The organism is Myroides albus (assembly GCF_024722315.1).
Classification (GTDB): Bacteria; Bacteroidota; Bacteroidia; order Flavobacteriales; family Flavobacteriaceae; genus Flavobacterium; species Flavobacterium album_A.
The window spans coordinates 470,141-496,443 of the sequence record NZ_CP102754.1 but is presented as its reverse complement, the minus strand read 5'-3'; the positions used below and the strand labels follow the sequence as shown (position 1 = coordinate 496,443).

Below are 26,303 nucleotides of genomic sequence, written 5' to 3'. Positions count from 1 at the left end.
AATATAATTAACAGTATTTTTTTCTCTTGTATTTACTTATTAGTATTAATTTTTGTTTTTTTTTTAGTTCTAATGAGTTTTTGTTGAAGCTTTAAATTTTATTATGAGTTTTTTTTACTTTATCTTTGCTTTGGGAAAAGAAAAGGTTACAAGTGATGTTTTAATAATTGTAGTATGAATAATGCCTTAAGAAAGCAGTTGAAACGAGATACACCTCGTGGGATTGTTTTTTTTATCGACCTTCTAATAGTTTTGTTTACTTATTTAGTATCAAATTTATTTTTGACTAATTTTTTTGGTAACTTTTCTATGGAATTAATAATGAATAAACTCCCAATAGTTTTTATTTGTTATATCGTTAGTTTTTATATTTTCAAACCTTATCGTGGAATAATCAGGCAAACTAGTTTGAAAGATGTGGAGAATGTCTTTTTTACATGTCTGTTTGCATCTGTCTTGTTGACTATTTGTAGTTCTTTACAGCGTAATGGTGTTTTTAGCTATGAACTAGAAGATTATTTGCGATATTCTTATTCCTTTATTTTATTTCATTTATTGTTCACAAGTGTAATGATGATTTTGGCTCGCTTATTTTATAGTCAGTTTTATCATACTTATATTTTAGAGGTAAGAAATCAGCGAAGAATACTTATTTACGGAGCTGGTGATTCTGGTATTATAACTGTACGAGCTTTGCAATCTGATACCAAGATGCGTACTGAAATAATTGGTTTTATAGATGATAGTAAAGGGAAGATAGGTACTAGAATTTCTGGTTATAAAGTTTATAGTCCTGGAGATATTACCAAAGAGTTTATTCTGAAGAATAAGATTGATGATATTGTAATTTCAATTCAGAATATTTCGCGTCAACGTTTAAATGAAATATCTGAATGGTTAGAAACCCTTCCAGTTAGTATAAAGATAATTCCCGCTGCAAGTGATTGGCTTGAGGGTAAATATACTAATAAGCATATCAAAGAACTTAAAATTGAAGATCTATTAGGCCGTAAAAGTATAGAATTACATAATCCTATTATAGCCCAGGAAATTGATAGAAAGGTTGTGTTGATTACTGGGGCTGCGGGATCTATTGGTAGTGAGATAGCAAGGCAAGTTGCTAACTTTAATTTTAAGACTTTAATTTTAGTTGATCATGCTGAATCTGCTTTGTACGATGTTCAACAAACAATGAAATCTTGTAGATGTGAGGATATTTATTATATTGTAGCTAATATTAGAGATGAAAAGTCAATGCAAAAGCTGTTTGAATTTTATAAGCCTAATATGGTTTATCATGCAGCAGCATATAAGCATGTGCCTTTGATGGAAGCACTTCCTTATGAAGCTATACATACAAATGTAAAAGGTACAAAAGTTATAGCTGATTTATCTGTTAAGTATAAGGTAGGCAAGTTTGTTATGGTTTCCACTGATAAAGCTGTGAATCCTACAAATGTAATGGGTGCTACAAAACGTGCGGCAGAGATTTATGTATCTACTTTGGCAGGTAATGGTATAACAAATTTTATAGTAACTCGTTTTGGAAATGTCTTAGGGTCTAATGGTTCTGTTATACCTTTGTTTAAGCGACAAATTGATCAAGGAGGACCTTTAACTGTTACTCATCAAGATATTACTCGTTATTTTATGACAATTCCTGAAGCTTGTCAATTAGTTTTAGAAGCTTCAGTGATGGGTAAAGGTGGTGAGATATTTGTATTTGATATGGGACAATCAATGAAGATATTTGATCTTGCAAAGCGTATGATTCGATTAAGTGGCTTAAGTTACCCGGATGACATTGATATAAAAATTACTGGTCTTCGTCCAGGTGAGAAGATTTTTGAAGAGCTTTTAGCAAATGACGAAAATACTGTTAAAACTCATCACGATAAAATAATGATTGCTAAAGTTCGTTCTCAAGATCTATATAAGGCCAAAGGTCAAATAGAAGAATTGTGTCAGATTATATGTGATTATAATAGTGAGCAAGAGGCTTATATTTTAGTTAAGCATTTAAAAGATATTGTTCCTGAGTTTAAGTCTCAAAACTCTATATACGAGAGTCTAGATAATATAGTTGAAGAAAGTTCAGTTGTTTAATTGAATTTTTATTTTGAGTGTAATAGTTAAAGGCTGTCTATAAGACAGCCTCTTTAAATTATTTTCCAAAATAATGATTCATTAATTGCTTTGTTCTGAGTTGTTTTGTTTTTTCGAATTTGTTTTTCGCTTTGTCATTCATCGCTTTATTTGATAGACCAAGTGATCTGTTTTTGTTTATATCGTGATCAACAAATTGTAGTTTACTGCTGTAAGATGCCGTGATTTTGTTTTCTCTGTCGTCAATAGCATCGATTGTTATGGTATATGTGTCATTGTTTTTAGAAACTTTTACTTTACCAGTTTTTAGAGGAGCGTATTGATTCATATCTCCATTAAGAACGTTGTAGTACCATGTTCCCCAGTCAAGTCCAGGTTCTGAACCACCACCTTTGCCTATAAAGCCAACTTCTTCTTCCCCGATAGTAAATTCGCCAGTCGGAATATCAGTTGTCATACTTACATCTGTGTACATCGTTAAGCGTAGGTAATCTCCTGACCCTTCTATTTGCCAGTAATTTTCCGGGTAAGTTTTAAGCTTGTTGTTGAATAGAAATATATTCCAACGGTTCAACTCTTTACCTGTAATTGGTGACTTTCCTTTGTACTCTAAGTATCCAAAGTCTAATTGTTCAACTTGTTTATCACTTTTCAATGTTGTAACTGTGAACTCATCGCCTTGTCTAACATTTCCACTGTATTTACCAATGTGACGAGTACCATCTTCTAACTCTACATTGAAGCGTACTTCTTGCTTGCCATTTTTATCTAATACTTTAATACTACCATCTATGATATACAGTTCCGCCTTTATATTCTCTGCCTTGTTATTAACTTGAAGAGTAGCAACATTGTAAATTTGTTCCCCTTCTTTAAGTTCTTCTAATTCCTTTTTAGAGATAACTTTGAATGTTCCCTTTTCAAATTCGCTTGAAGATTTGAAGGTCTTGTTAGGTATTTTTGCCTCCCATGCTTTACTTGCCATTTCGTCAAAGAATGTAATTGTAATAGCATGTCCATCACCTTCTAAATCACCATATTTATCTTTTTCTCCAAAAGAGAAGAAACTTAAATATTCTCCAATCCCTGGATTGTCAAACGGGTTATCTCCCCAGTACCAACCATTTTGAAAATCGTAATTTACTTGATATACTGGTTCAATATCAATATCAGAGTTGTACTTAATGGTATAAGTTTGTTTATTGTTGTCCACTAAGTAACCTTCAATCGAATAGCTCTGATCATTGTTTTTAATGTCTAATTCTCCACTAAGTATTGTTAGCTTTTCATTTTTGTGTGTAATTGAGCTTTCTTGTGTTAGTGAATAAAGTGATTGGCTATCAGAAACCAGATACTTTTGTGAGGTTAATCTTGCATCTAATAAGTCTTTTTCTTCTACTTTGTTTGAGATTAAGTTTAAATTGACAGAGGTATCTTTTGCATCTAAAACGATATTGAATACTCCTGCTTCTTTATCTGTTTTTAAATAAGTTCCCTTGCTGTTTTCAATTGTTAAGTTAAGTGATTTGTCTTCTTCTGTTGGAACTTGAGGAGAAGAATCATCACTGCTACATGAAGTAGTCATGCTTCCTAAGCATAAGCAACTTGCCATAAAGATCAATTTTTTCATTTAGGTGTAATTTGGTTAGTTATAATTTTGTTAGTTCAAAATGTTAAAATGAATTAACGTTTAAATGAGGCTAAAATATAAAAATATTTGATTATTTGAAGTTTTATTGACAAAAAATGTCTTTTTTATATTTACATATTGTTATTTTCTGTTTTTAAAATGTTAAAATATGTACTTATTGAGAATATTTGCTTTTGTTTGTTTCGACTATTTCTACTTGAAACTCTATTTTTTATGTGACGTATTGAAAAAAAAATTAACAGAAATATTTTTATTACATAGTTATTTGACAAATTTGTGTGCGCGTTTACACAAGTAAAAATACCCTCAAACTATAACGTTGAGGGTATTGATATTGTGTATTTTTTAGTTGACTAATTATTGTCCCAAATAGCGATTAAGTACTCTTAAAGCTTTTTCTTGTTTATACTGCTCTAAGAAGTTTTTGGTGTTCTTGTTATACTTAGCTGAATGAATATCAAAATTTTTGTTTTTATCATTGTTCTTAAAGATCAATTCTCCTGTATATTTAGCCGTAATTATATTTTCTCTGTCGTCTTCAAATTCTACAGAAATAGTGTAGACATTGTTTTGGTTTGTAACAATTATTTTTCCACTCTTGGCTGGAGCCGCATCTTTAAAATCGCTATTTTTTAAATCAAAGTACCAAGTACCCCAATCAAAACCTGCTTCAAATCCCTCTCCAAAACCTGCCATATTTGGTGCTTCTGGTCCTATATTATAAGTACCTGATGGAATAGAAGTTTTTTGGTTTAATTCCGTATATAAAGCAATGCGCATATATTCCCCTGAGCCACCTACTGCCCAATAGTTATCAGGATCTGTTTTTAAGTCTTTATTGTACAAGTAAATATTCCATCTGTTATTCTGCAATCCATTAATAGGCGAAGCACCTTGAAATTCTAAATAACCAATATCTAAGTTGCCAACTGTCCTATTCTCTTTTAATGATGTTATAGTAGCTTCATCTCCTTGTCTAATAGGTCCATTGTATTTTCCTAAATGACGAGTTCCATCAGATAACTCAAGATTAAATCTCACCTCTTGACCTTTTGGTGTTTCTATGACTTTAATGAAAGAATTATCTCGTATATACACCTTTCGATTTATTTGTTTGTCGCTATCTCTGTGTTCAAAATAGGCATATCGGTACACAGGTTCTTCTTTTTCAATGTCTTTAGATGTTGCAATATAGAAGCTTCCCTTATCAAAAGTTGTAGAAGCTTGATACGTCTTATTAGGTATTTTTGCTTCCCATGCTTTAGGTGCTTTTTCGTCATAAAGAGATAGTGAAACGCGGTAGCCGTCCCCGTCAAGTTCACCATAGTTATTTGTTTTTCCAGCAGCAAAAAATGTCATGTACTGTCCGATATTGGGATGTTTGTATTCATCATCTCCCCAATACCAACCATTTTGCAAGGTATATTCGGTGTGATAAAGGGGCTGAATATCAATTGCATCATTAAATTTTACAGTGTAAGTTAATTGATTGCTATCGACAATTGTACCTGTAATACTGTATTTATTCTCTTGATTGATAATTTCTAACTCTGCAGATTGAATAGTTAGTTTTTCATTTTTATTGATTAGATTGCTTTCAGGTGATAAGGTGTAGAGTAGTTGATCTGTTGAGAGTATATATTTATGAGATTCAATGTTAGGTTCTAACAAATCTACACTCTCAATTTTTTTAGAAATTAAACTTAATTCAAGTTTAGTGTCCTCTCCACTTAAAGTTAGATTGAAAAAACCTTTGTCATCTAATGTCTTTAGGTAAGTTCCTTGACCTTTAGTTAGGGCCAATTCGTTTTTTGTTTCTTCTTCTTTCGAAGGAGTTGATGAGTCGTCATTACTACACGAGCTCGTAATACTTGCCATGGAAATAAAGCAAGCTAATACAAATAGTTTTTTCATTTTTCAAGTTTTTAGTTTTGGGTTAGTTTAATTGTTAATTTATTTAACAACACAATATTGCTAAAATATAAAAATATTTGATTGTTTTAAGTTTTATTGATAAAAAATGTCTTTTTTGTATTTTTGTTTAAATAATTGTTTTCGATGTAAGTGTCGAATACAAGATTTAGATCAAAAAATAGAATTGATTTGCCCAAAGAATAATGGGTGAAAATAGGAAGTAGGATGAGTATTCGGTAGAGAAGTGGGGGACGTTTTTGTTTTGATTTAACAAAGTAGAATAGAGGATAAAACAAAAAATCCCTTGAATTATATTCAAGGGATTAACAAAGGCAGTAAGTTACTGTATAAATTTATAATAACGAGCACCTATCAAATGAGGTATCTCTTGTTCTATCCTATCAAGTATGAATTCATTACAAGCTTGTTTTAATGGAGATTTTCTCTCTTTTTTGTGCAGTGCAATATAGGTGTCAAAATCGATTGCTTCAGATTCTTCAATCGCAGTGAAAATGGACTTTGAAGGCATTCCCTGCAACCATTCTGATTGTACTTCTCCCTCAAATACCTTTGATTTAGAGCCTGATCCATAAGCGACAAATCCAAGTTTCGAGTTTTCGATATTTTCACTTGTCTCAGCGAAGTGAGTCAGTGTTGACAAGAGTCCTAAAAAAATAGAGCCAGTATAGATATTTCCCACGTTTCCAGAAGCTATTTCTGAAGGGGCAATTTTGTCTTTGACCAATTCCATGTACTTTTCTGATTTGGCAAATGCTTTAATTTGATCTTTAGCATCTTCCGCTGTGATATCAATTAAATCAGGATTTTCCAACAATACAATTTCATGAAAAGTTCTACGGCCTTGGTAGCAGTAAGGTAGGTGCATTAAGATAGCCTTCCAGTGTTGATATACTTTTTCACTTTGTCTATTGTTTAATTCTTTAAAGTGGGTGTAGGCCTCTGTAATTCTATTGATATAACACTGATTTGAATACTGACCTTCAAATACAGGTTGATCTTTGTGCAAAGTTATTTCCCCTTCTTCAATACCGTGCCAAACTTGATTTGTATCCTTTCCTGTTATTAGCTTTTTCTCGAGTGTGCGATACGGTTTAAAGAAGTCAAATACACTCTCAGTGGCTACACCAGTTTGTGAGCTAAATGCAATCATACGTGGATTTGTACTAATAAGTAGGGCAATAGCACCAGCACCTTGTGTGTACTCTCCTGTAGAAGCTAAGTCATACTTGGCATAATCCGTAGCGATAACGATGGCTTTTTTTGTAGGATTTGCTTTGATGAAGTCTATCGCATTCTGCATAGCATCCACTGCTCCTATACAAGCAAAAGTATGATCAACAGCATCGCAGTTTCTAAAAGTTCCTTGTCCGTATACTTGTTCTAATAATCCCAGTGTATATGATGCAATAGGTTTAGAGTTATCTATCCCACTTTCTGTTCCAACATAAATCTTAGCTATTTCTTTCGGAAGTATATTTGGATTGTCTTTAAGTAGATTATGAGCGGCATTTGCAGCCATCGTCACTACATCTTGAAAAGTATCTAACAAAGCCATCTTTTGTAAACCTAAACCTTTGGTAAGTTTCAGAGGTTCAATATTTCTCGCTTTGGCTAAGGTCTCTATAGGCAAGTGAATTTTAGGGATAAAATATGCTAAACTATCTATTCCAACTTTCATTTTAATCATTGATTTTTGTGAATGGTAAAATTACAGGCTATTCGAATAAATAACTAAATTAATTGGATTAATTTTTTCTAATAATGCTATGTTAATGGTTTAGAGATGATAATAGTGCTGATTTTTATTGATGGGTTAAAGTACTAATCTCCTACTCGTAAATTAACATAGGTATGGTTTCTATTTATTTTAGTTTGTGTCTGTTTAGTTCTTTAAATAATCTAATTTTGTAGCAAATCTCAAGATAATGAAAGATAGCAAGAAAACACAAAAGAAACTACACCAACGCAACAAGCATCACAATTTATATGATTTTGATAAATTGAAACAAGTAGTACCTGAGTTAGGAAATTTCATTATTAAGAATCCCTCTGGTGTTGATACCATTGATTTCGCCATTCCAGAAGCAGTTCTTTTGTTGAATAAAGCGATATTGATGAAGGATTACAAGATAACATTTTGGGAAATGCCAAAGACAAATCTTTGTCCGCCAATACCTGGTCGTGCAGATTATATCCATTATATAGCAGATTTGTTAGCGGAAGGAAATCAAGGAAAGATTCCTACTGGTAAGAGTGTCAAAATATTAGATTTGGGAATAGGAGCTAATGTTATTTACCCTATTATAGGCGTAGCCGAATATGGATGGGAGTTTGTAGGTTCTGAGTTAGACGTTGTTTCTATCAAAACTGCGAGTCATATAGTAGAGCATAATCCCCACTTAAAAAGCCATGTTAGTATTAGACAACAAACATCAAAGCGAAATATTCTTAAAAACATTATAGGAGAGAAGGAGTACTTTGATGTTGTTATTTGCAATCCTCCTTTCTTTAAATCAAGAGCAGAAGTAATGGCAAAGACCACCCAAAAACTAAAGAATTTAGGAAAAGAAGTGGTTGGAAAACCTATTCAAAATTTTAGTGGACAGAATAACGAACTTTGGTGTGAAGGAGGAGAGAAAGCTTTTATAACGAATTATATCTACGAAAGTAAACACTTTAAAAGGCAAGCTGTATGGTTTACTACTCTTGTATCAAATAAGGATAATTTAAAGCCACTTGAGTCATTGCTTAAACGCTCAGAAGTAAAAGAGGTGCGTATTATCAATATGGAACAAGGAAATAAAGTAAGTCGTATCTTAGCTTGGAAGTATTAAGCTACTTCATAATTGTGATTTATGATATTAAAATATTTATCTTTAGTGTGTTAAAATTAACATACTATGCAAAATATTGAGCGAAAATTAAAAGAATACCTGGATTCTTCTTCGGTTACAATACAAGAGATTTTGATGGTTTCTAATATAGAACATCCAAAATGGGAGGACAACTCTCACATTATCAAATTAGCTATTGAGCAGATTTTACAACCTGTTGGGGCTCTCCCAGATGAGTATGTATATAGCTATGTTGGAATGCACTTGAAAATACCAGTTGTAGGTAAGCGCCATAGTATTGGTTTTATAGTAACAAATTTAAGAGTGTTGGTACAAGGTGATGTTTCATTTGTAGGAAGAAATACAGGGGCTTTGGGATATCAGTTTACTCAAAACCAAGATGCGAAGGAACTCTTTAACAAAGTATGGAATGACTTTACTGTAAAGTTTAAACTTGATATACCAAAAGAACAGCTGAAAGCCATGCAAGTAGCTTTGCGTGAAGTTATCCAAATCATTTTGCCTGAAATTCAGAGCCTTAATATTTTGCCTGACGAAGTTAAAAAAGCAACAACAATCAAGGGTAGGATAATGGAGTTGGGAATTAAAAGCGAATTAAAGCCATTTGAAGATAATAAGAAAAACTTTGTAAAGTTTATGGATAAGTACCATGTTGCAGATGTTTTGTACGGTGTAGTCATGAAGCCGCTTTTGGCCTCACCTTATGGATTGGTGATTACTCCTACAGGTATTACAAGTCGCGACTTAATGGAAGAATGCGTTTCGAGTACATGGGAAGAAATAAAGGATAACCCAGCCAGAATGGGGAGCAAAGAAGATATGATTCTCATTGGTGAAAAAGAACACTTTATAGCTAATGTCGAGAAGAGTACAACTCCAGCAATGGTTGTTTTGTTGAACGAAATAGCGAATAGTGAGATTGCGTTATAGAATAGTAATATAAAAACGATAAGCATGGGTTCAGTATCCATGCTTTTTTGTTTAGGAGTACAATATCGCTAATATTTATCTTGTAAATATGTCCTAATTTGCAAATTATGAAATGCCACTTAACCAGAAGATTTGTCAACTACATATTGTTGCACTTGACTTCTTGTTAGCTATTGCTTTTAACTTAGAGTGAATATTGAGTTAACTACATAAACAACAAGTTAGTTTGGAATGGTATCATTTCATGCTTATTGTAACTCTTTGATTTTGTTAATTGATTACTTCTAATTTTGCATTTGCTCTATTCTCTATGAGAGATAAATAAGATCCCTTTAGTTTAGTGTCGAAGGTTCCCTTGTAAACGTCTTATTGGAAGATTGTTCGGATATTGTTGGGTAAAAGCCCTGTTTTCCGCACTATATCCGAACAATCTCCGAACAAACCTCCTACAATCTTTGAACAACGTCCATATTTAGTGGCCTCAGAAGCTGTTTTGTAAAATGTCGAAATAAGTTGAATGTGTGTTAAGTTGGTGGTAATGAGGTGTTTTGTGTTTTTTAAGCAAAAGTAGGAGATATAGGTAATATTAGATCATAGATTTAGGGGAGATAGAAGTCGTGTGTTTAAGGTTTACTTAACTATAATTATCCTGGATTACGCATTAGCCAAATACTATAAAGCAATTCTATTTCATATCTCTTTCATTAGTTATAAAACCATACTATAGTATGCTTCACTCACTAATTCAGAGCTATTTTGTATAATTACTTTTCGTTTATATGTCTATCGCGTAATCTGGGATTAATATATAATTTCATAGATAAAGGGAGAATAGAAATACAGTTTCAGAAGTTAAATCTCAATGGAACACCTCCAAGAGTAAAACAAAAAAGAGAGAGTAAACTATTGGTTTTCTATGCGAAGTTTAGAGATTTTGTAACTACCTTTATCAAGGTCAGACACTGGATAGTGAAATGCTTCAGCATTCAACGACTCCTTAATTTAAAATAATAAAGAGGGAGTTAAACTGGACTGGCATATAACCGATTCCGTTACTACGACCCTGAGGATGGGAATTATATCTCACAAGACCCGATAGGTCTTGCAGGTGGTAACCCTACGCTGTATGGGTATGTAGTGGATCCGAATAATTGGTTAGATGTGTTTGGACTTAATTGTCAAGAGCCAACAACTGGTACACCTACAAATCAAGAAGTTAATACGGGGGCAAATGCACCTGAAGGAGGAGGAGTATATTCATTTAATGATAAGAATGGTAATACATATGGAGGTTCTACAAATGATTTTCAATCTAGAATGAATGATCATGTTGGAACAGGAATGCTTCCTGCAGGAAATACAGTTGAGTTTACACCAGTAAATACTGGTAATAGATCTGATAAAGGAGCAAGAAGATTCTTTGAACAGCAAAAAATTGGATTTGATGCAGACGGTGTTCCATTGGCTAATAAATCTACAAGAACTAGAGCAGTAAGTCCCCAAAAGTGGAAAAAGTATGCTCCAAATGGGAAAATAAATTTTAATGATAAATATTTTGATTAATGGTAACAATTTATAATGACTTTATTAAGAATCACACTAACTATGATTTCTTTGACCAAGAAAAGGTGAAAGAATTTCTAGACTTACCTATTATTTATTCACTTGATAGTATACTTCCTGCTTTTAGTAGAGAAATAGGGTATAATGAAATTATGAATATTAGAGTTATTTTAAATTATAAGTATAGAGAACAACGCAATAATCTATACCCTTATTTAGCTGCAAGTTTGGAGACAGTTGTTAGTGAGTTTTTTGTTAATTTATTTGGAGATAAATCAGAAATTATAGATTGTACTAAGCTTGAAGGAGACGTAAAAAAAATAAGTCTTGTAGCTTGTAGAAAATGTGAAAAAGTAATTACTAAGCCGAATTTAGAGATGCTTTTTATAGATACTATGCCAAAAATGACTGAGATAGAAGGGTTGTCTAAACTAATAGACCTAAAAGACTTAACTATATATAGAACACCAAAATTTAATAACTTTGATGATATTAAAGTATTGAAAAATTTATTGTTTTTGAATTTGGATAATAGCAAAACATTGGTAAATCTAGATTTTTTAACAGAAGAGCATAATTTGATATTTCTGGATGTTTCGTTTTGCCCTAACCTAAATATTATGAGCAGTATAGAAGTTTTAAAAAAATTAAAAAATCTAAAACAAGTAAATATAACGTTGAAAAAGAAGGAATTAGAACTTGTTTTAGAAGCTCTACCGAATGTTTACATTAATTCGAATAAATTTAAAAAAGAGAATTAATATTAGATAATATTTGTACATTGTTTTAATTTAAAAGGATTCGTTTTTTCGAGTTGCATGATTTTTACATTGGATGTAAAAAAAATAGAAGAGTTATGTTATGAATCAGAAATATATCCTATCAAAGAGTTTTTAGATGTATATTTAAAAACAAATGACAGCTTTGAAGTATTAATAATTATACAAAAAACCTAAGAGAGTTAATCTTTCTTAGGTTTTTTTGTATAAGGCTATTGCGGACGAAATTATCACTTGGGTATTTGAAGAAGGTAACTTCGCTCCAATGTATCCACCCTAGCAAGTACATCTTGTGAGGTATAAAAATTATTCTACAGCGTCAGAGATTGCCTTTTTATAGTTATGAGGATATAAATCTGTAATATTCTTATGATTGATAGATTGAATATTTTCTAGAACATATTTAAGCCATTGATATGGATTAACATCGTGTTTTTTGCAGTTAGCAAAAAAGGTATAAGCCATCGCTGCTCTTTGCGCTGCATCGTGTGATCCTGCGAACAAGTAATTTTTACGACCAAGCGCTACAGGTCTAATAGCGTTTTCTACAAGATTATTGTCAATCTGTAGATTTCCATCATATAAGTACGCACTAAGATTATCCCATCTAGTTTGAGAGTAAGCAAAGGCCTTGCCTATTTGACTTTTAGGAAGTGTAAGTTTCATTTGAACAAACATATATTTACCCAATTCATTGATGATAGGTAAACTCTCTTTTAGACGAAGCTCTTTGATTTGATCAGGTGTTAAGTTTTGTTCCTTCGCCTTTTTTTCCACAGCATATAGTTTCTGTATTTCTATAAGTACATGCTGTGCTTTTGTCTTATCATTGTCAAGAGCTCTTTCAAACTCACGACGAGCATGTGCCCAACAACCAAGATGCGTTACATCTGACTTAGCTCCATAGGCTTTGTATCCGCTATAACCATCGGTTTGCAGATATCCTTTGAAGTTTTCTAATACAGGTAGTGCAGCGCTACCACTACGTGTGGGACTGTAATTGAACATTACGAGTTTGGATATAGGTGCGTGATACACCCAATAATACCCAAGATGAGATTTATCTTTCTTTTTCTCATCTAAGACTTTGATGGTGGTTTCATCAACTTGAAGATATCCTTCATTTTTGATGTCCAGCAGAAGCTTTTCATATAGTGGTTTTAAAGCATCCATGCTTTGAGTTGCCCAGCCATCTATAGTAGAAGAAGCTATATCGATATTTTCTCTTGAAAAGCGTTGCTTCTGGCGATATAGTGGAAGGTGATCTACATACTTGTCAACAAGTATTGTAGATAATAATCCTTCTGAAGGTATTCCTTTATCTATAATTCGCTCTGGAAGCAATGCAATACTAATTTGAGTGTTGTCTTTATCTTTCGTGGCGTATTTATATCGGATGTACCGTTTGATTTTAAAGTAACCTGGAACATAATCTAACACATCTGTAGTTTCTTTACCAATGCAAATCTTATCAGATAAATCTCCCTCTGGGTAGATTTCTATTTCTTCTACTGGTAAATGATCAGGTAGTTTAGCTCTTCCTGGATGTTTTTTCTTCTGACGAGAATAAGTGATCTCTTGTTTGATTACTTCTTCTTGTTCTTCTAAGACTGCTTGCTGAACCTCTAAAGGTAACTGTGTTTGATTAGGGTCTTCGAAACGCTCGCGTTTTTGTCCAAATTGCATGCGTCGTAAAAGATCTACTAAGCGTTGGAGTTCTTGCTTTTCTTGTTCTAGCTTAGATGTCTTTTGCTCTAACTTAGATGTCTTTTGCTCTAACTTAGTATTTACTTTGTCTTGTTTGGAAATAGTCTTGGACTGCTTTTTTATAAGCGCCAAAAGTTGTTCTTTCGATAAGTTTTCTAAGTCTATTTCCATGAAGTAAAAATACGTCAAAAGCCTTAAATATACAAGGTTTTAACCTGTTTTACTTCAATGAAAAACGCCTTTTTTGGTTACTTTTGATAACCTGGATTCCCTCTACCATCAGTACTAAATCACTCCAACTTATTTGAGCTTTACTATGGGTGGGAAAAGCAAAAGTTCCTTGTTCTAAGCGTTTGTGGTATAGTACAAAGCCTCCTGCTTCCCAATGCAAGAGCTTCATTTGATTACAGCGTCTATTGATAAATATATAGACTCTCCCGTTATGAGCTACTTGATGAAGTTCATTCTGGACAAGTCCACAAAGGCTATCAAAACTCTTGCGCATATCACAAGCTTGTCTATACAAATGAAATTGATTAGAACTACTCAAACTAAACATTATACTAAGTTTACTAATGAATATAGTTCGCTAAGATTGTCTGTTTGTACACGTAGCTTTACACCATTGGGATATACGATTTCATATTCTTGACTATTGCTTACTTGGTCTTTTGTCACAGTTATAAAATTATTGTCTAATTGTGTTGACTCTGACTTTGCCTTATACTTAACCACCCAATAACTAAAGGTTGCTAATTTAATTCCTACACTTTCACAGTATCTTGATTGCGTTAATCCACTTGTTCTCCAATCCTCTACATGAGAATACATTATTTCTTGTTTGCTCATCTATTTATTATTTGAAACAAACTTACTACCTTAAGTTAGCTTATGAAATATGTGGTTGCTCGCGTGGATACTTACACTTGAGTATATGTGTGATGCTACAGGAGAGCTAGTTTGGCATGGTGTGTTAGATATCTACGAACGTATCGATATGAAACTTGACAAGCGGACAGACTGTCCGTTTCGATATCAGGGGCAGTACTATGGTAAGGAGACTCAGTTAGCCTATAACCGTTTTAGATATTATGACCCTAAGATAGGTATGTATATTTCACAAGACCCTATAGGTCTTTCTGGTGGTAACCCGACGTTGTATGGGTATGTACATGACATTAGTTTATGGATTGATCCTTTTGGGCTTGATGTAAAAACAGGGAAAGACAGAGCACATGTCACTTATAAGGGAACTAAAATTGTAGACGGAGTACCTAAACCTTATACAGGTTATGCAAGTGCACCGAAAGATATGAATTTGAAACCTGCAGAGATAATAGCATATCGTTATAATAATGATTTCAAGGATTTTGGAGGAGTTTCTCCTGTAGCTGAATATTATGGATTAGATGAAATTGGAAAAAATACGACACGAGGATTAGAACAACATTATTATGAAGTAGATTTAGCAAATAATGGTAATGATAAAACAAAAGTGGCAAATAAACAAAATCCTGTCGGTGAAGGAAACGGGAAAAAAAATGACTATAGAAAGGTAGCAGATACTCACTTACAAGAAAAACAGTCTGGCACAGGAGGTTGTTCAAAAATTAAAAAATAAAAATATGGCGAGAATAGTTTGGAAAGAAGGGAAGTTTATTAGTATAGAGACAAGGAAAGGACTTTATGTCTTAGCACAAATGACATTAAATATATATTTAGTAGTCTATAATAATTTTAGATTTGATGAGAACTGGGAAGAATCAGATTTATCAAATTTAGAAGTATTGTGCTGTGTACCTGTTACAAGACAGTTTATACAAAAGAGTACAATTACTAATTTAAAATTTAAAATAGAGCTTCCTTTAAACTTACCGAAATATTGGTTGATTTCTGATCATATTTCAAACAAAAGAATCATTTTTGAAAACACAAAAAATGAAATCGAAGTTCTTTTATTAGGATTAGGAGAAAATTTAATTTATGATGATATTAAAGATAGAAGTAATTTTGATAGACCTATTGTACAAAAGGTTGCCTTTAATGATAATGATATTATTGATAAATATGAAGTAACGAATATCAGAATATATGCTGAATTCAATGAACGTCTTTATTTATGTTATAAGATCGGAAAGAATGTAGATCCATTAAAAGATTTAATTTTTAATAGAGATATACCTATCGAGTATGAAGTGTATTTGAAAATAATTTCGGGAAAAATTACAGAAGAGGAATGGTTAGCATTACCAATATAAGTTAATATAGATTTGAACAAGGTGGCTTTGTGCCATGTACCAAGATAAAAAAAGCAAAAAAACATAGTATCTTAGTAGACCACTTAGGTACTCCTACTCAGATGTATGACGAGGAAGGACTAAGTACATGGTATGTAGAGTTATACAGCCTAGGTAAGGTCCGGTTAAAAAAATTTTAGAAATAGATCCAAGTCTAAAAGCCTTACCAGAAATGCATATTAATGAAAGTATGTTTAGAAAAAATAAAGAAGATATATGGCAAAAGTTCTAAAAGAAAGTATTGAAGATTTAAAATTATTATTAGAATCTTCCAAAGCACCTGAAAGAAGAAAAGCTGCTAAATTGATAGGTGATTTTGGAATAGTTGACCTTGGTGATTCATTATATCAAGCATATCTGAAAGAAAGTAAGAATTTAAAAGCTTGGGAAACACAGTGTATAATGATAAAAGCTTTGGGTAAAATTAAGTATAAAAACGTTTTACCTCATTTAGAGCGTATTCTAGAAGAAAACCAGGTAGATGATATGATTACGCATGAAGTAGCTTTAGCATATGTGAGAATTAATAGAAAATCTATTAAAGATATTTCTCCAATATTGAAATTATTAAAAGAAGGTAATTTATCTGTTCTTTCAGGAGCTTTAGCAGTATTGGCGTTTGACGATATTATTCCTGAAAAAGAAGATATGTATACACTTATTGATGCAGTTAATTTAAAAAAATCTCTTATAAAAGAACAGCATGAGGTTGGAAGTTTTGATCCAAGGGAGTATTTGTTATCTGCAATGTCTAAGTGGGATAGAAAAGATCCTAAAATTATTAATTTTATAGAAGAATGTTCTAAAGATGAGTATTTAGGAAAAAGACATAATCTAATTGAAAAAGTTAGAAAAGGTAAGAAAGTATATTCTGAGTAAGGTGAAGAATGGATTAATTACATAACAAAAGACTTAACTATTACAGTTAAGTCTTTTGTTTTATATATGCGATATAATAAATCAGATCCTAGTGGTTATATGACTAGTTATATTGCTGGTTTTGAATTACCAGGAGTAATCCCATTTAAATGGGAGGCTAACTAGTATAGTGACAGTTGCTTATAAAATATGCAGTTGCTTGGGGCATACGTACGAAGTAAATTCTTTTGTACCTTGTGGTAAGATTGTAGGTGGGGAGAGTTTTAGTATTGTATCAGATTACTTGGGCATTCCTACGTATGCTTATGATAAGGAAGATAAGGAAGTTTGGCATCGTGAACTGGATATCTATGGGAGATGTATTAAGGGTAATAATGATTTTGTACCATTTTTATACCAAGGTCAGTACTATGATAAGGAGACTCAGTTAGCGTATAACCGCTTTAGGTATTATGACCCTAAGATAGGTATGTATATTTCACAAGACCCTATTGGTATTATAGGAGGTATGGTACTATATGGGTATGTACATGATGTGAATGGATGGTTGGATGTTTTTGGGTTGGCTGGTGAAGGAAGAGGTTGGCTTAATTGGGCTAAAATGTGGCATGATAAAAGGGCAGATGAAATTTTTGGTGTAGAAAATAAGGGAAGGTCTATAGGAGGTAGAAATTATGATAAATATGTAGATGGTAAAGATATCGAATTTAAATCAGACAATTTTTCAAAAGGTCCTAGAACAAAAGAATCATTAGAAAGAATGAATAAACAATTAGATAAAGATATAGCAAATAAATTAAGTGGAAAAGCTAATCCTCATTGGCATTTTGATCATGATCCTACAGAAGCTCTTGATATGAAAGAGTTTTTAAAGAAAATGGATGATAATGGAATCACTAGAAGTCATGGTAAAAATTATCCACACTCACATTAAAAAAAATAAATATGTCAGATTTTCATAATGTTGTTAACGACTTTGACAACTTAATTAAAAAATATAATTTTAAATGCCCTAAAAAGTTGTGGTATAATGAATTGGTTGCACTAACAAAACACCTTGAAGATGATTTTTATTGTTATATCATTGCACGAATTCATAAAAATAATGGGGCATTAGAAACCACATTATGGGTAGGACCTATTGATCGACCAGATGATGGGCTAGATAGTTTATCCGCTCATATTGAAATTAAAATTGATTATAGTCAAATGCTTGATAAAAACTTCTTTTTGAATTGTCAAAAGAAAATTACTAATATTATAGAATCCGGAGTTTTAGAGTCTTTAGTTTATGCATCAAAAAAAGAACTAATAAATCCTTCTATATTAAATACTAGATATGATGTATATACTAGTTACATAATACCTTTTTATCATTTAGTTTTAGAGAGTATTAATTATGATAAAAGTATTCTAAAAGATAAAAAGAAATGTCAACCATTTATAGAAGCTTTATATAATAATATAACAAATGATGATATGAAATCTTTTTTTAATAGAATTGGTTTAAAAGAAACAATTAATATGATTTGGGATTTTTGTTATCTCTATTCTATGTAACAAAAGTTTTTATAAATAAAAGAGGGTGTACCTATGGACTGACTAGATACAGCCCTTTTTTGTTTACCTAAATGGATTTTATTTCTCTATCCATATTTGAGGATCAGTGACCTTTCAATTCATCTAATTTTAGCGGTATACCACAACTTTGGCAAAGATTCATATTTTTTATTTTAGCGTATTTAGATAGAAAGTTAGCACAATTGTAGGCTTCCCCATTTTAGGACACCTCTAAATTCGACAAATAATTCTTATTATGTTCAGATTTGATGAATAATTTTTATTCATATTTAAAGGATGTAAATATTTAGGTAGATATTTTTGGATTAAAAGGAGGGGAAATTAACGTCGGAGATGCTGGTTATCATGTCCCTTCTGTAGTAGGCTTACAAGACTAAAGATGAAATACAGTGTTTCATCTCTCTGTCGGCTACATATAAAATGATTATCGTTTTTATATGAATCTATGTATAGGATGTAAAATGTCTAACTGTGAGATACTTTGGTTTAGACTATAGAAAATACGAACAGCTAATTAATCGATATGATACAATCGGTATAGTTTTTGTAAATTTTGTTTACATTTACTTTTATTTTTTAGATTATTATCTACGATGAGGACTCGTTTTTTTATCTTATGTACAGCCTTATTTCTGACGTGTTCAGCATGGGCAAAATTTGAAGATACTGCACAAAGACAAGCGGTTGATACAATACATACAGACTCCTATACCATGGAGTATACTCCCGTTATTTCATATGGTGACACACTGTTTAATGTCTATGGAAATATTGGGTCTTTTACATCAAAACAACGCGCTCGATCAATTGAGCAAAAAATCGATATACTTGCTGATAACTATTTGTTTCAAGGTGATTCAATTAAATTAGTAGATACAGGTACTTATTTGAATCTTGTCTATAAGAAAGAAGTTATCATGAGTGTCGATACGCTCCAGGCTGCTCAAGAGCACAAGAGTAAATTGGAAGCTGCTGAGTTTTACAAGGCAAAAATTGTCTCCAGTGTAGAAATGAAGTTGCACAACACAAGTTGGCAACAGATATTAATGCAAGTAGCAGGAGCAATTCTAATTGTAGTCATTGAGTATTTTATTTTAAAAGGAATACGCTATGTTTACCGCAGATCTCGTGTTGCTATCTGGAGACAGAGAGGAAAGAAGATAAAAGGACTTTTTGGCATCATAGACGATCAAAGAGCTATGCTCACAACAATGTCTATAGCAAAAGCTGTAAAAATATTAATTGTATTGATATTTCTATACTTTGGATTATTGGCAGTATTTAAATTATTTCCATATACTAAGCACCTATCAGATCAGCTTTTAGATTACGTCTTATCTCCACTAAGTGTAGCAGGAAAGAGTGTAATATCTTATATGCCAAAACTATTTACGATATTAGTTATCGTAGTTATTTTTAGATATATACAGAAATTTGTAAGGTCATTAGCTGACAAGATAGCTCATAATAAGATTACGATCAAAGGATTTTATCCCGATTGGGCATTTCCGACTTATAACTTAGTAAGTGGACTATTGTTCATTTTTATGTTTATCTTGATTTTTCCGTATTTACCTAATTCAGATTCTCAGATATTCCAGGGGGTTTCGGTATTTGCTGGTATTATGTTATCACTGGGGTCTACTTCAGTTATTGGAAACTTGGTAGCAGGATTAGTCATAACTTATATGAGACCTTTTAAGTTAGGAGATCGTATTAAATTAGGGGAATTTACAGGGGATGTATTAGAAAAAACGGCATTAGTAACGAGAATCAAAACGCCAAAGAATGAGGTTATTACTATACCTAATTCGAATATAATGACTGCTCAAACAGTGAATTACTCTCAGTCAGCTAAAGAACACGGTTTGATTTTATACTTGACCATTGGAGCGGGTTATCACGTGCCTTGGCAAAAGGTACACGAGATGCTATACGAGGTAGCTAATAGAACTGAAAACGTCTTGAAACGTCAGAAGCCTTTTATATTACAGGATCAATTCAGAGACTTTTATGTCGATTATCAATTGAATGTGTATATCAGAGAGGCTAAGTTATCAGCAAAGGTATATTCTGATTTGCGTCAGCATGCACAAGATGTATTTGCAGAGAATAATATCGAAATGGTAGCTCCTCACTATAGCTTTAATAGAATTGTAGATGGAGAAGATTCAACTGTTCCTCCGAAGTATGTGAAGGAACAACCCGAAACGAAATAGAAGGATATACTGATTATAAATGCAAAAGCACTGTTATATACTATAGCAGTGCTTTTTTTATTTCATTATCGGCCTATTGTATCACATAGTTCTTGTAAGGTGTTTATGAATTTGGCTACGTGTAAGCCATCACAAGTAGCATGGTGCACTTGAATGGAGATAGGCATTAGGATTTTTGAATTGTCAGTGTAGTATTTTCCTAAGGTAAAAATAGGAGCAAAGTAATCTCCGAGGTCAGGTAGGTTTAAATTAAAACCATCAAAACTAACCCAAGGTAGCATAGAGATATTAAAAGTGTTTTCGAGACGCTGTTGAGCAAACATATTATAATTCCCTTTGTTTTCGAGTTCTACTGAGTTGTAGTGTTCCATGAAAGTGTTGAGATCATCGCAATACAACGAAGTAAACTCAGAAAAGGTTTCTGTCTCTGGGTGGAGTACTGTGTAACTTGGATTCAATGTCTCCCAAAGAATCAATTCACCATCTTTAATTGCAAATCTGAATTCAGGATGAGTGTTTACTGCTTTGGCTAGTAAGTGAATAATTACGGGGTAAAACTTGTGTTGTTTACTTTTGGTAAAAGAGATTAGCTCAGTGATATTAATTTTTGTACTTAAACTAAAACTACACCTTACTTGATTTTTGTAAAAATTATAGTGCTCTTTTCTATTCCAAGTGCTTATGTCGAATACTTTATAACTCATTTTAATAGTGTTTGATAGCAGCAAAGATAAGGTTATTCACTATAGAAAAGAGCAGTCCTAATTCAACTGTAGTTCCTGTAACGTTTGTGGATGTCATATTAATGTAGAACCTGTATAAACTGATGAGTCAAGGTGATTAATTTACTTATGTTAAAGGAGAAAAAGGTTAGATGTTGTATCTTGTTTTTTTGAATATTGACCTCAGTTATACAATCGTATTTATGCTTTTCAAGTTGTTTTATTTATTTACTAAAATAGGAGTTTTTACCATAGGCGGAGGATATGCCGTTATCCCTTTAATAGAAAAGGACATTGTTTCAAGACAGTGGTTGAGTCAAGATGAGTTTTATGAGCTTCTGGCTATTACAGAATCATTGCCTGGCGTTTTTGCCACTAATATTGCTGCTTTAGTAGGTTTTAAAATAGCGGGAATAAAAGGTGGACTATTAGCCGCCTTAGGTACAATATTGGCTCCTTTTGTAATTATATTACTCATAGCTGTTTTCTTTAGTCGTTTTCAGGAGAATATCTATGTTGCTAAAGCTTTTAAAGCCTTAAGACCTGTAGTAGTCGCACTGATAGCAGCACCGTGTTATACGGCAATAAAGATGAATAAAATGACAGTGAAGACACTTATTTTGCCCACTATAGCCTTATTGTTAATGTGGGTGGGAGGTGTATCTCCAGTTTGGATTATCATTATGGGATGTGTAGCAGGTATTTTGTATCACCAAAGTATAAAGAGTTAGGTATGATATTTTTGAAGATTTTTTGGGTATTTATCAAGATCGGTACTTTTGGATTTGGAGGGGGATATGCCATGCTATCTTTTATACAAGAAGAAGTAGTCGATAAGAATCAATGGATTTCGAAGAGTGAATTTACGGATTTGGTAGCTGTTTCACAGATGACTCCTGGTCCGATAGGTATAAACTCGGCGACATACGTGGGCTATAGTGCTTTGATTAATCAAGGATATTCGACGCCACTTGCTGTTTTAGGAGCGGTAGTGGCTACAATAGCGCTGTGTTTACCTTCCTTTATAATGATTTGTTTTATCTCTTATTTCTACTTTAAATTTCGTACGAATAGATATTTCTCCTACGCTCTTTTAGGGATCAAACCGTTGAGTATTTCACTGATTGCTTTGGCTGCTTTAACGCTTGTCAATAAAGAGAATTTCATAGATTATATCAGTATAATTCTCTTTGTACTGACACTTATTTGCTCGATACGATTTAAAATACATCCAATTTTGATTTTGTTTGCAGCTGCTCTTTTAGGAATGTTTATTTATTAGGTAGCGCAATACACACGCTCCTTAGTTGAGGAAGTGTATTGAGGTCAGTACTATGCTTATTTTTATGGTGTTTGTTGGTTGATATTGTGTTTTGAGTAAGCTTATCTTCTTTAAACTTTTTTAATTTATACTGATCGAATATTTAGTTCTTCTATCAGTTAATTGCATTTGTAATTTGTTTTAATGCTTGTCTTGTCTTTGTATCTTAGCCATTTGGTAAATACTCAAAACAGCAAGAATTATGATCGCGATAATCGGAGCAGGTATAGCAGGGTTAACTATGGCAATTGCCCTTAAAAGAGCAAATATTCCATTTGTCGTTTATGAATCGACAAAGGAGATTAAGCCTGTCGGTGCTGGAATTGCTATTGCTAATAATGCCATGCAGGTTTATCGCCACTTGGGAGTATCTGATCTCCTAAGTGAGAAGGGAACCCGTATCTCTACTGTTATGCTTAGTGATATGGATCTAAATGTATTGACGAAATCAGACTTAGCTCCATTCGAAGATAAATATCAGTTGGCCAATATCGCTATTCACAGAAGTGATTTGCACAAAGTACTCGTGGATGAGGTAGGAATGAAACATATTCTACTGAACAAGCGTCTTGCACATCTTGAGAAAAACAGTGATGCTCAGTATACATTATCGTTTACAGATGGAAGTACCACAACTCATGAATATGTAATAGGTGCTGATGGGATTCACTCACAAGTTCGCTCAGGTTTATTTGGCCACTATCCATTGCGCGATGCCAGACAGGTGTGTTGGCGTGGTGTGTTAGATTATGATCTCTCAGACGATTATAATAATATCGCTTTAGAAGGTTGGGGGAGAGGAGAGCGTTTTGGATTCGTTAAGTTAGAAGGCAGACAGGTTTATTGGTATTTCTTAGTTAATGAGCATAAATACTTAAAGCATAAAGAGCTAACTGCCTTAATACAGGATTGTAATCCTTTGGTAAGGGATATGATTGTACAGACAGCAGATGATGATATCTATTTGAACAAGATCTATGATTTGCCTCTTATTAAGGAGTGGTCTAAAGGCAGGGTTTGTTTAATAGGTGATGCTGCACATGCTACCACGCCTAATTTGGGACAAGGAGCTTGTCAGGCGATTGAGGATGTGTATATAATCAGTGAATTATTAGAGAAATATTCTATTGAAGAATCTTTTCAGCGATTTACTTCTATTCGACGCAAGAAGGTGTCTCAGATTGTTCGAGATAGTTGGCGCATGGGGCAAGTAGCTCAGTTGAGTAATCCCTTGATTACTTCTGTTCGAAATTTGGCTTTTCGCTTAGCTCCTTCTTTTTTAAAGGATAAGCAAATTAGTATGATGTTTGAATTGCAAAAGGTGTAAGCTTAGCAAGTCTTTCATTCCCCCTTATTTTCTGCGTTTTATTTGGGAATGATATCCTGTTATTTAAGTGATGTACTGTTCAGATAAGAGTGGAGATATAATGCATAGCCACAAGCTGTTTTATCTTGTACCTCAGTTGCTCCAAGTTTCTTTTTGACCTACATCTTAGTTTATCAGAAGATGAGGTAATAAAGTACTTAGATGTAGTTCTTGGGTGAAGTTTCTTTTTTAATAGGGAGATAAAATTTTAATTAATCAATATATCCCTTTGCTTAAAGAAACAAAAGTAAGCTTATTCCATTTTGATAAGCTTACTTCTGTCAAACACAATGCAATTTGTATAACAGTCTATAAGGATGGCAAGTCGCTTACACAGACTGTATTGGTTATTTTTCCGATGCCATCTACTTCTAATTCTACGATGTCACCGTGGCTCAGTTTCTTTCCTAATTCTAAACCACACCCAGTTCCCACAGTTCCCGAACTCCAAACTTCTCCTGCGTGTATTGTTCTTCCTTTACTTATTCCAACGATAATTTGTTTAAAAGATTGTGTATGTTCACTCGTATTTCCCATAGACCACAGTTGCCCATTTACATAGGCTTTCATCGTGCAGTTGTTTAGATCTATTTCGTCTTTTGTCACAATGCACGGTCCTAAAGTCACTGACTGATCAAAATCTTTGGCATTATCTGCCCAACCTTTTCCACTTAAAATATTTTTGATCTGTAAATCTCTTAAGGTCCAATCATTAAAGATGGTGTATCCAAATAGGTAATCGGTAGCATGCTCTATTGCAATATCCTTTCCTGTCTTACCGATGACACATCCTATTTCCAATTCGTAATCTAATTCTCTTGTACCTAATGGTGTAGCTATAGTTTCTCCAGTATGTGAAATATAAGTGTGATCGCGCAGTTCGTAGAGCGTTTCTGTACTATTTTTAATTCGCATAGTCATTTTGTTGAACTGCTCGGTCAAGGCACTGCTATCCATATTGGTCTCTTGAGTGATGCGCTCAACAAGTCTTTTGGAAGCAGTTGCAAGATGGTTATCGGGGTTCATAAACATAGTTCCCAGTATTCGCTTAGGGAAAATAGGAGCCAGTAATTGAACAGTGTGAAGAGGAATACTTTTATATTCTTCTTCATTAGAAAGTATCGTTCTAACAGTTTCTAATCCCTCATCACCCGATTCTATCAGGTGTTGCATAGAATTAAAAGCGACATTATACGGGGCTATAGATTTTAGATCTAAGATAGCGGTATTTGAGGTGTTTATCACGCCAAGTCTTGCTTGGTTGTTGTTTTGGTAAGTTACGAACTTCATGGATTATAGATTTAAAAGTTTAAGTGACTCAGACCATGAGCTATAAGGATCCCATGTCGGAATGCTGTTGTTGTATTTTTGATCAAAATGTATTTTCATCTCTTTTAATACAGCAGGGATATCGTTCCACTGTGGGATAAAGTGCCCTTCTTCTTTACTTTTTACCACAGCCAGAATACTCATATAAACGCGCTCAGGTTGTATCCAATGCAAGTATTTAGCTATGTCAATTTTTCGTGTGATTTCCTCAGCAGTAATCCCTTTGGTATAGTATTTATCTACTTGTTCTAAGATGAAAGTCAAGTATTGTTTTTGCTCCTCAACAAAGTCCACAGTGCACAAACTACCATGACCAGGAACGACTAATTTAGGTTTTAGATCCTTTATGATATAGTCTAATACCTTCACCCAGTTGTGAATGCCCTGTTCACTATATGCTGTACATCCATTGAACACAACATCGCCAGCAAATAAGATTCTCTCTTTCTCTAACCACAATAGGACATCACTATTCGAATGAGAAGGAGCTACGTCTATAAGTTGTACTTCTGTAGTGTCTAAATGAATAGTGGTATTGCTACTAATCTCTATATCCGGAGTGATCCATTCTACACCAGTTAAGTCAAAACCTTCAAATTCGTTTGCAAAGAATCGCTCACCAGCTGTTGATTCAGTAGAGTCTTTTCCTCTTTTAATAACAGCGTCCATCCATTGTATATTTTCGGTCAAACGCTCTTGTTTGGCATTGTGATGCATGATAATACACGAATCCTTAAACACTTTATTTCCCCATGTATGATCACTGTTGTAGTGGGAGTTTACAACATATTGTGGCAGCTCTTGATTACTCACTTGCGTGTAAATATCTTTTAACTCCGATGCGTGGAATAAGTTAAAAAACGTATCGTAAACCAATCCTTTACCTCGATTTATAAAGGCTGCATTTGCCCAGCTAATTCCGCGATAAGGCGAAAGGGCGGCAAATACATTATGATCAATTTCGATTACTTTAAGACGTTTAGAAGTATAAATTCTATTCTTGTTCATGGCAAATGTTTTAATTATTAATAGTGTAAAGGTATTTATAAAGCACTTTTTGATT

The 26,303-nt window shown here is 33.1% G+C and carries 24 protein-coding genes; 15 read left to right on the top strand and 9 right to left on the bottom strand.

Going from position 1 to position 26,303, the window contains the following annotated elements; all coding sequences use genetic code 11:
- Nucleotides 1-174: 174 nt before the first annotated feature.
- Entirely contained in the window at nucleotides 175-2,106 is a 1,932-nt protein-coding gene (locus NWE55_RS02370; RefSeq protein ID WP_155093473.1) for a polysaccharide biosynthesis protein, read from the top strand.
- 58 nt (nucleotides 2,107-2,164) lie between these two features.
- Here NWE55_RS02370 and NWE55_RS02365 read toward each other — a convergent pair whose 3' ends face one another.
- From NWE55_RS02365 to NWE55_RS02355, 3 genes are all read right to left on the bottom strand, one after another.
- Nucleotides 2,165-3,736 (bottom strand): hypothetical protein, encoded by a 1,572-nt coding sequence (locus NWE55_RS02365; protein ID WP_258204586.1) that lies wholly within the window; start codon nucleotides 3,734-3,736, stop codon nucleotides 2,165-2,167.
- 378 nt (nucleotides 3,737-4,114) lie between these two features.
- Nucleotides 4,115-5,671, bottom strand: coding sequence for a hypothetical protein (locus NWE55_RS02360; protein WP_258204585.1), 1,557 nt, complete (start codon nucleotides 5,669-5,671; stop codon nucleotides 4,115-4,117).
- Nucleotides 5,672-6,011: 340 nt separating this feature from the next.
- Nucleotides 6,012-7,370 (bottom strand): hydroxymethylglutaryl-CoA synthase family protein, encoded by a 1,359-nt coding sequence (locus tag NWE55_RS02355; protein ID WP_155093295.1) that lies wholly within the window; start codon nucleotides 7,368-7,370, stop codon nucleotides 6,012-6,014.
- A 247-nt stretch (nucleotides 7,371-7,617) separates the two neighbouring features.
- On the opposite strand from NWE55_RS02355, the gene rlmF reads away from it, so the two are divergent.
- The 4 genes from rlmF to NWE55_RS02335 all read left to right on the top strand — a co-directional run bounded on the left by rlmF (nucleotide 7,618) and on the right by NWE55_RS02335 (nucleotide 11,801).
- Nucleotides 7,618-8,526: a 23S rRNA (adenine(1618)-N(6))-methyltransferase RlmF gene (rlmF, locus tag NWE55_RS02350; RefSeq protein ID WP_155093294.1), complete on the top strand. Its 909-nt coding sequence runs from the start codon at nucleotides 7,618-7,620 to the stop codon at nucleotides 8,524-8,526.
- A 66-nt stretch (nucleotides 8,527-8,592) separates the two neighbouring features.
- Nucleotides 8,593-9,477: a hypothetical protein gene (locus tag NWE55_RS02345; protein WP_155093293.1), complete on the top strand. Its 885-nt coding sequence runs from the start codon at nucleotides 8,593-8,595 to the stop codon at nucleotides 9,475-9,477.
- A 1,032-nt stretch (nucleotides 9,478-10,509) separates the two neighbouring features.
- On the top strand, nucleotides 10,510-11,040 hold the full coding sequence (locus NWE55_RS02340) for an RHS repeat-associated core domain-containing protein (protein WP_230381573.1): 531 nt from the start codon (nucleotides 10,510-10,512) through the stop codon (nucleotides 11,038-11,040).
- Nucleotides 11,040-11,801, top strand: coding sequence for a hypothetical protein (locus tag NWE55_RS02335; protein ID WP_155093292.1), 762 nt, complete (start codon nucleotides 11,040-11,042; stop codon nucleotides 11,799-11,801). The genes NWE55_RS02340 and NWE55_RS02335 overlap by 1 nt, the downstream gene beginning before the upstream one ends.
- Nucleotides 11,802-12,125: 324 nt before the next feature.
- Here NWE55_RS02335 and tnpC read toward each other — a convergent pair whose 3' ends face one another.
- Genes tnpC through tnpA form a run of 3 tightly spaced genes read right to left on the bottom strand, consistent with a single transcriptional unit; the run spans nucleotide 12,126 to nucleotide 14,375 of the window.
- Complete coding sequence (gene tnpC / locus NWE55_RS02330; protein ID WP_258204584.1) at nucleotides 12,126-13,697, bottom strand: IS66 family transposase; 1,572 nt, start codon at nucleotides 13,695-13,697, stop codon at nucleotides 12,126-12,128.
- A 49-nt stretch (nucleotides 13,698-13,746) separates the two neighbouring features.
- Complete coding sequence (gene tnpB, locus NWE55_RS02325; RefSeq protein WP_258204378.1) at nucleotides 13,747-14,085, bottom strand: IS66 family insertion sequence element accessory protein TnpB; 339 nt, start codon at nucleotides 14,083-14,085, stop codon at nucleotides 13,747-13,749.
- Entirely contained in the window at nucleotides 14,085-14,375 is a 291-nt protein-coding gene (tnpA, locus tag NWE55_RS02320; protein ID WP_258204220.1) for an IS66 family insertion sequence element accessory protein TnpA, read from the bottom strand. Before tnpA ends, tnpB begins: the two co-directional genes overlap by 1 nt.
- Before the next feature lie 49 nt (nucleotides 14,376-14,424).
- Here tnpA and NWE55_RS02315 point away from each other — a divergent pair, with 49 nt between their 5' ends.
- The 7 genes from NWE55_RS02315 (at nucleotide 14,425) to NWE55_RS02290 (ending at nucleotide 20,502) form a co-directional block, all read left to right on the top strand.
- Nucleotides 14,425-15,147 (top strand): RHS repeat-associated core domain-containing protein, encoded by a 723-nt coding sequence (locus NWE55_RS02315; RefSeq protein WP_258204583.1) that lies wholly within the window; start codon nucleotides 14,425-14,427, stop codon nucleotides 15,145-15,147.
- Between the two features lie 4 nt (nucleotides 15,148-15,151).
- Entirely contained in the window at nucleotides 15,152-15,784 is a 633-nt protein-coding gene (locus NWE55_RS02310; RefSeq protein WP_258204582.1) for a DUF8309 domain-containing protein, read from the top strand.
- Nucleotides 15,785-15,813: 29 nt separating this feature from the next.
- Nucleotides 15,814-15,963: an RHS domain-containing protein gene (locus NWE55_RS17085; RefSeq protein WP_506737388.1), complete on the top strand. Its 150-nt coding sequence runs from the start codon at nucleotides 15,814-15,816 to the stop codon at nucleotides 15,961-15,963.
- A 76-nt stretch (nucleotides 15,964-16,039) separates the two neighbouring features.
- Nucleotides 16,040-16,702, top strand: a complete 663-nt coding sequence (locus tag NWE55_RS02305; RefSeq protein WP_258204581.1) for a HEAT repeat domain-containing protein — start codon at nucleotides 16,040-16,042, stop codon at nucleotides 16,700-16,702.
- Between the two features lie 199 nt (nucleotides 16,703-16,901).
- Nucleotides 16,902-17,636 (top strand): RHS repeat domain-containing protein, encoded by a 735-nt coding sequence (locus NWE55_RS02300; protein WP_308860532.1) that lies wholly within the window; start codon nucleotides 16,902-16,904, stop codon nucleotides 17,634-17,636.
- Nucleotides 17,637-17,647: 11 nt separating this feature from the next.
- Nucleotides 17,648-18,262 (top strand): Imm25 family immunity protein, encoded by a 615-nt coding sequence (locus tag NWE55_RS02295; protein WP_258204579.1) that lies wholly within the window; start codon nucleotides 17,648-17,650, stop codon nucleotides 18,260-18,262.
- 614 nt (nucleotides 18,263-18,876) lie between these two features.
- A complete protein-coding gene (locus NWE55_RS02290; protein ID WP_258204578.1) occupies nucleotides 18,877-20,502 on the top strand; it encodes a mechanosensitive ion channel family protein in 1,626 nt (541 codons plus the stop codon).
- Between the two features lie 65 nt (nucleotides 20,503-20,567).
- Here NWE55_RS02290 and NWE55_RS02285 read toward each other — a convergent pair whose 3' ends face one another.
- Nucleotides 20,568-21,206: a CatA-like O-acetyltransferase gene (locus NWE55_RS02285; protein ID WP_258204577.1), complete on the bottom strand. Its 639-nt coding sequence runs from the start codon at nucleotides 21,204-21,206 to the stop codon at nucleotides 20,568-20,570.
- Between the two features lie 170 nt (nucleotides 21,207-21,376).
- Between NWE55_RS02285 and NWE55_RS02280 the strand changes: the two genes are divergently transcribed.
- The 3 genes from NWE55_RS02280 to NWE55_RS02270 all read left to right on the top strand — a co-directional run bounded on the left by NWE55_RS02280 (nucleotide 21,377) and on the right by NWE55_RS02270 (nucleotide 23,872).
- The gene (locus tag NWE55_RS02280) at nucleotides 21,377-21,955 is read left to right on the top strand and encodes a chromate transporter (protein WP_258204576.1); all 579 of its coding nucleotides are present in this window, start codon (nucleotides 21,377-21,379) and stop codon (nucleotides 21,953-21,955) included.
- Between the two features lie 2 nt (nucleotides 21,956-21,957).
- Entirely contained in the window at nucleotides 21,958-22,506 is a 549-nt protein-coding gene (locus NWE55_RS02275) for a chromate transporter (protein ID WP_258204575.1), read from the top strand.
- Between the two features lie 241 nt (nucleotides 22,507-22,747).
- Complete coding sequence (locus tag NWE55_RS02270; RefSeq protein WP_258204574.1) at nucleotides 22,748-23,872, top strand: FAD-dependent monooxygenase; 1,125 nt, start codon at nucleotides 22,748-22,750, stop codon at nucleotides 23,870-23,872.
- A 348-nt stretch (nucleotides 23,873-24,220) separates the two neighbouring features.
- Here the strand turns inward: NWE55_RS02270 and NWE55_RS02265 are convergent, their stop codons facing one another.
- Entirely contained in the window at nucleotides 24,221-25,201 is a 981-nt protein-coding gene (locus NWE55_RS02265) for a fumarylacetoacetate hydrolase family protein (RefSeq protein ID WP_258204573.1), read from the bottom strand.
- Nucleotides 25,202-25,204: 3 nt separating this feature from the next.
- The gene (locus NWE55_RS02260; RefSeq protein WP_258204572.1) at nucleotides 25,205-26,248 is read right to left on the bottom strand and encodes an MBL fold metallo-hydrolase; all 1,044 of its coding nucleotides are present in this window, start codon (nucleotides 26,246-26,248) and stop codon (nucleotides 25,205-25,207) included.
- Nucleotides 26,249-26,303 lie beyond the last annotated feature (55 nt).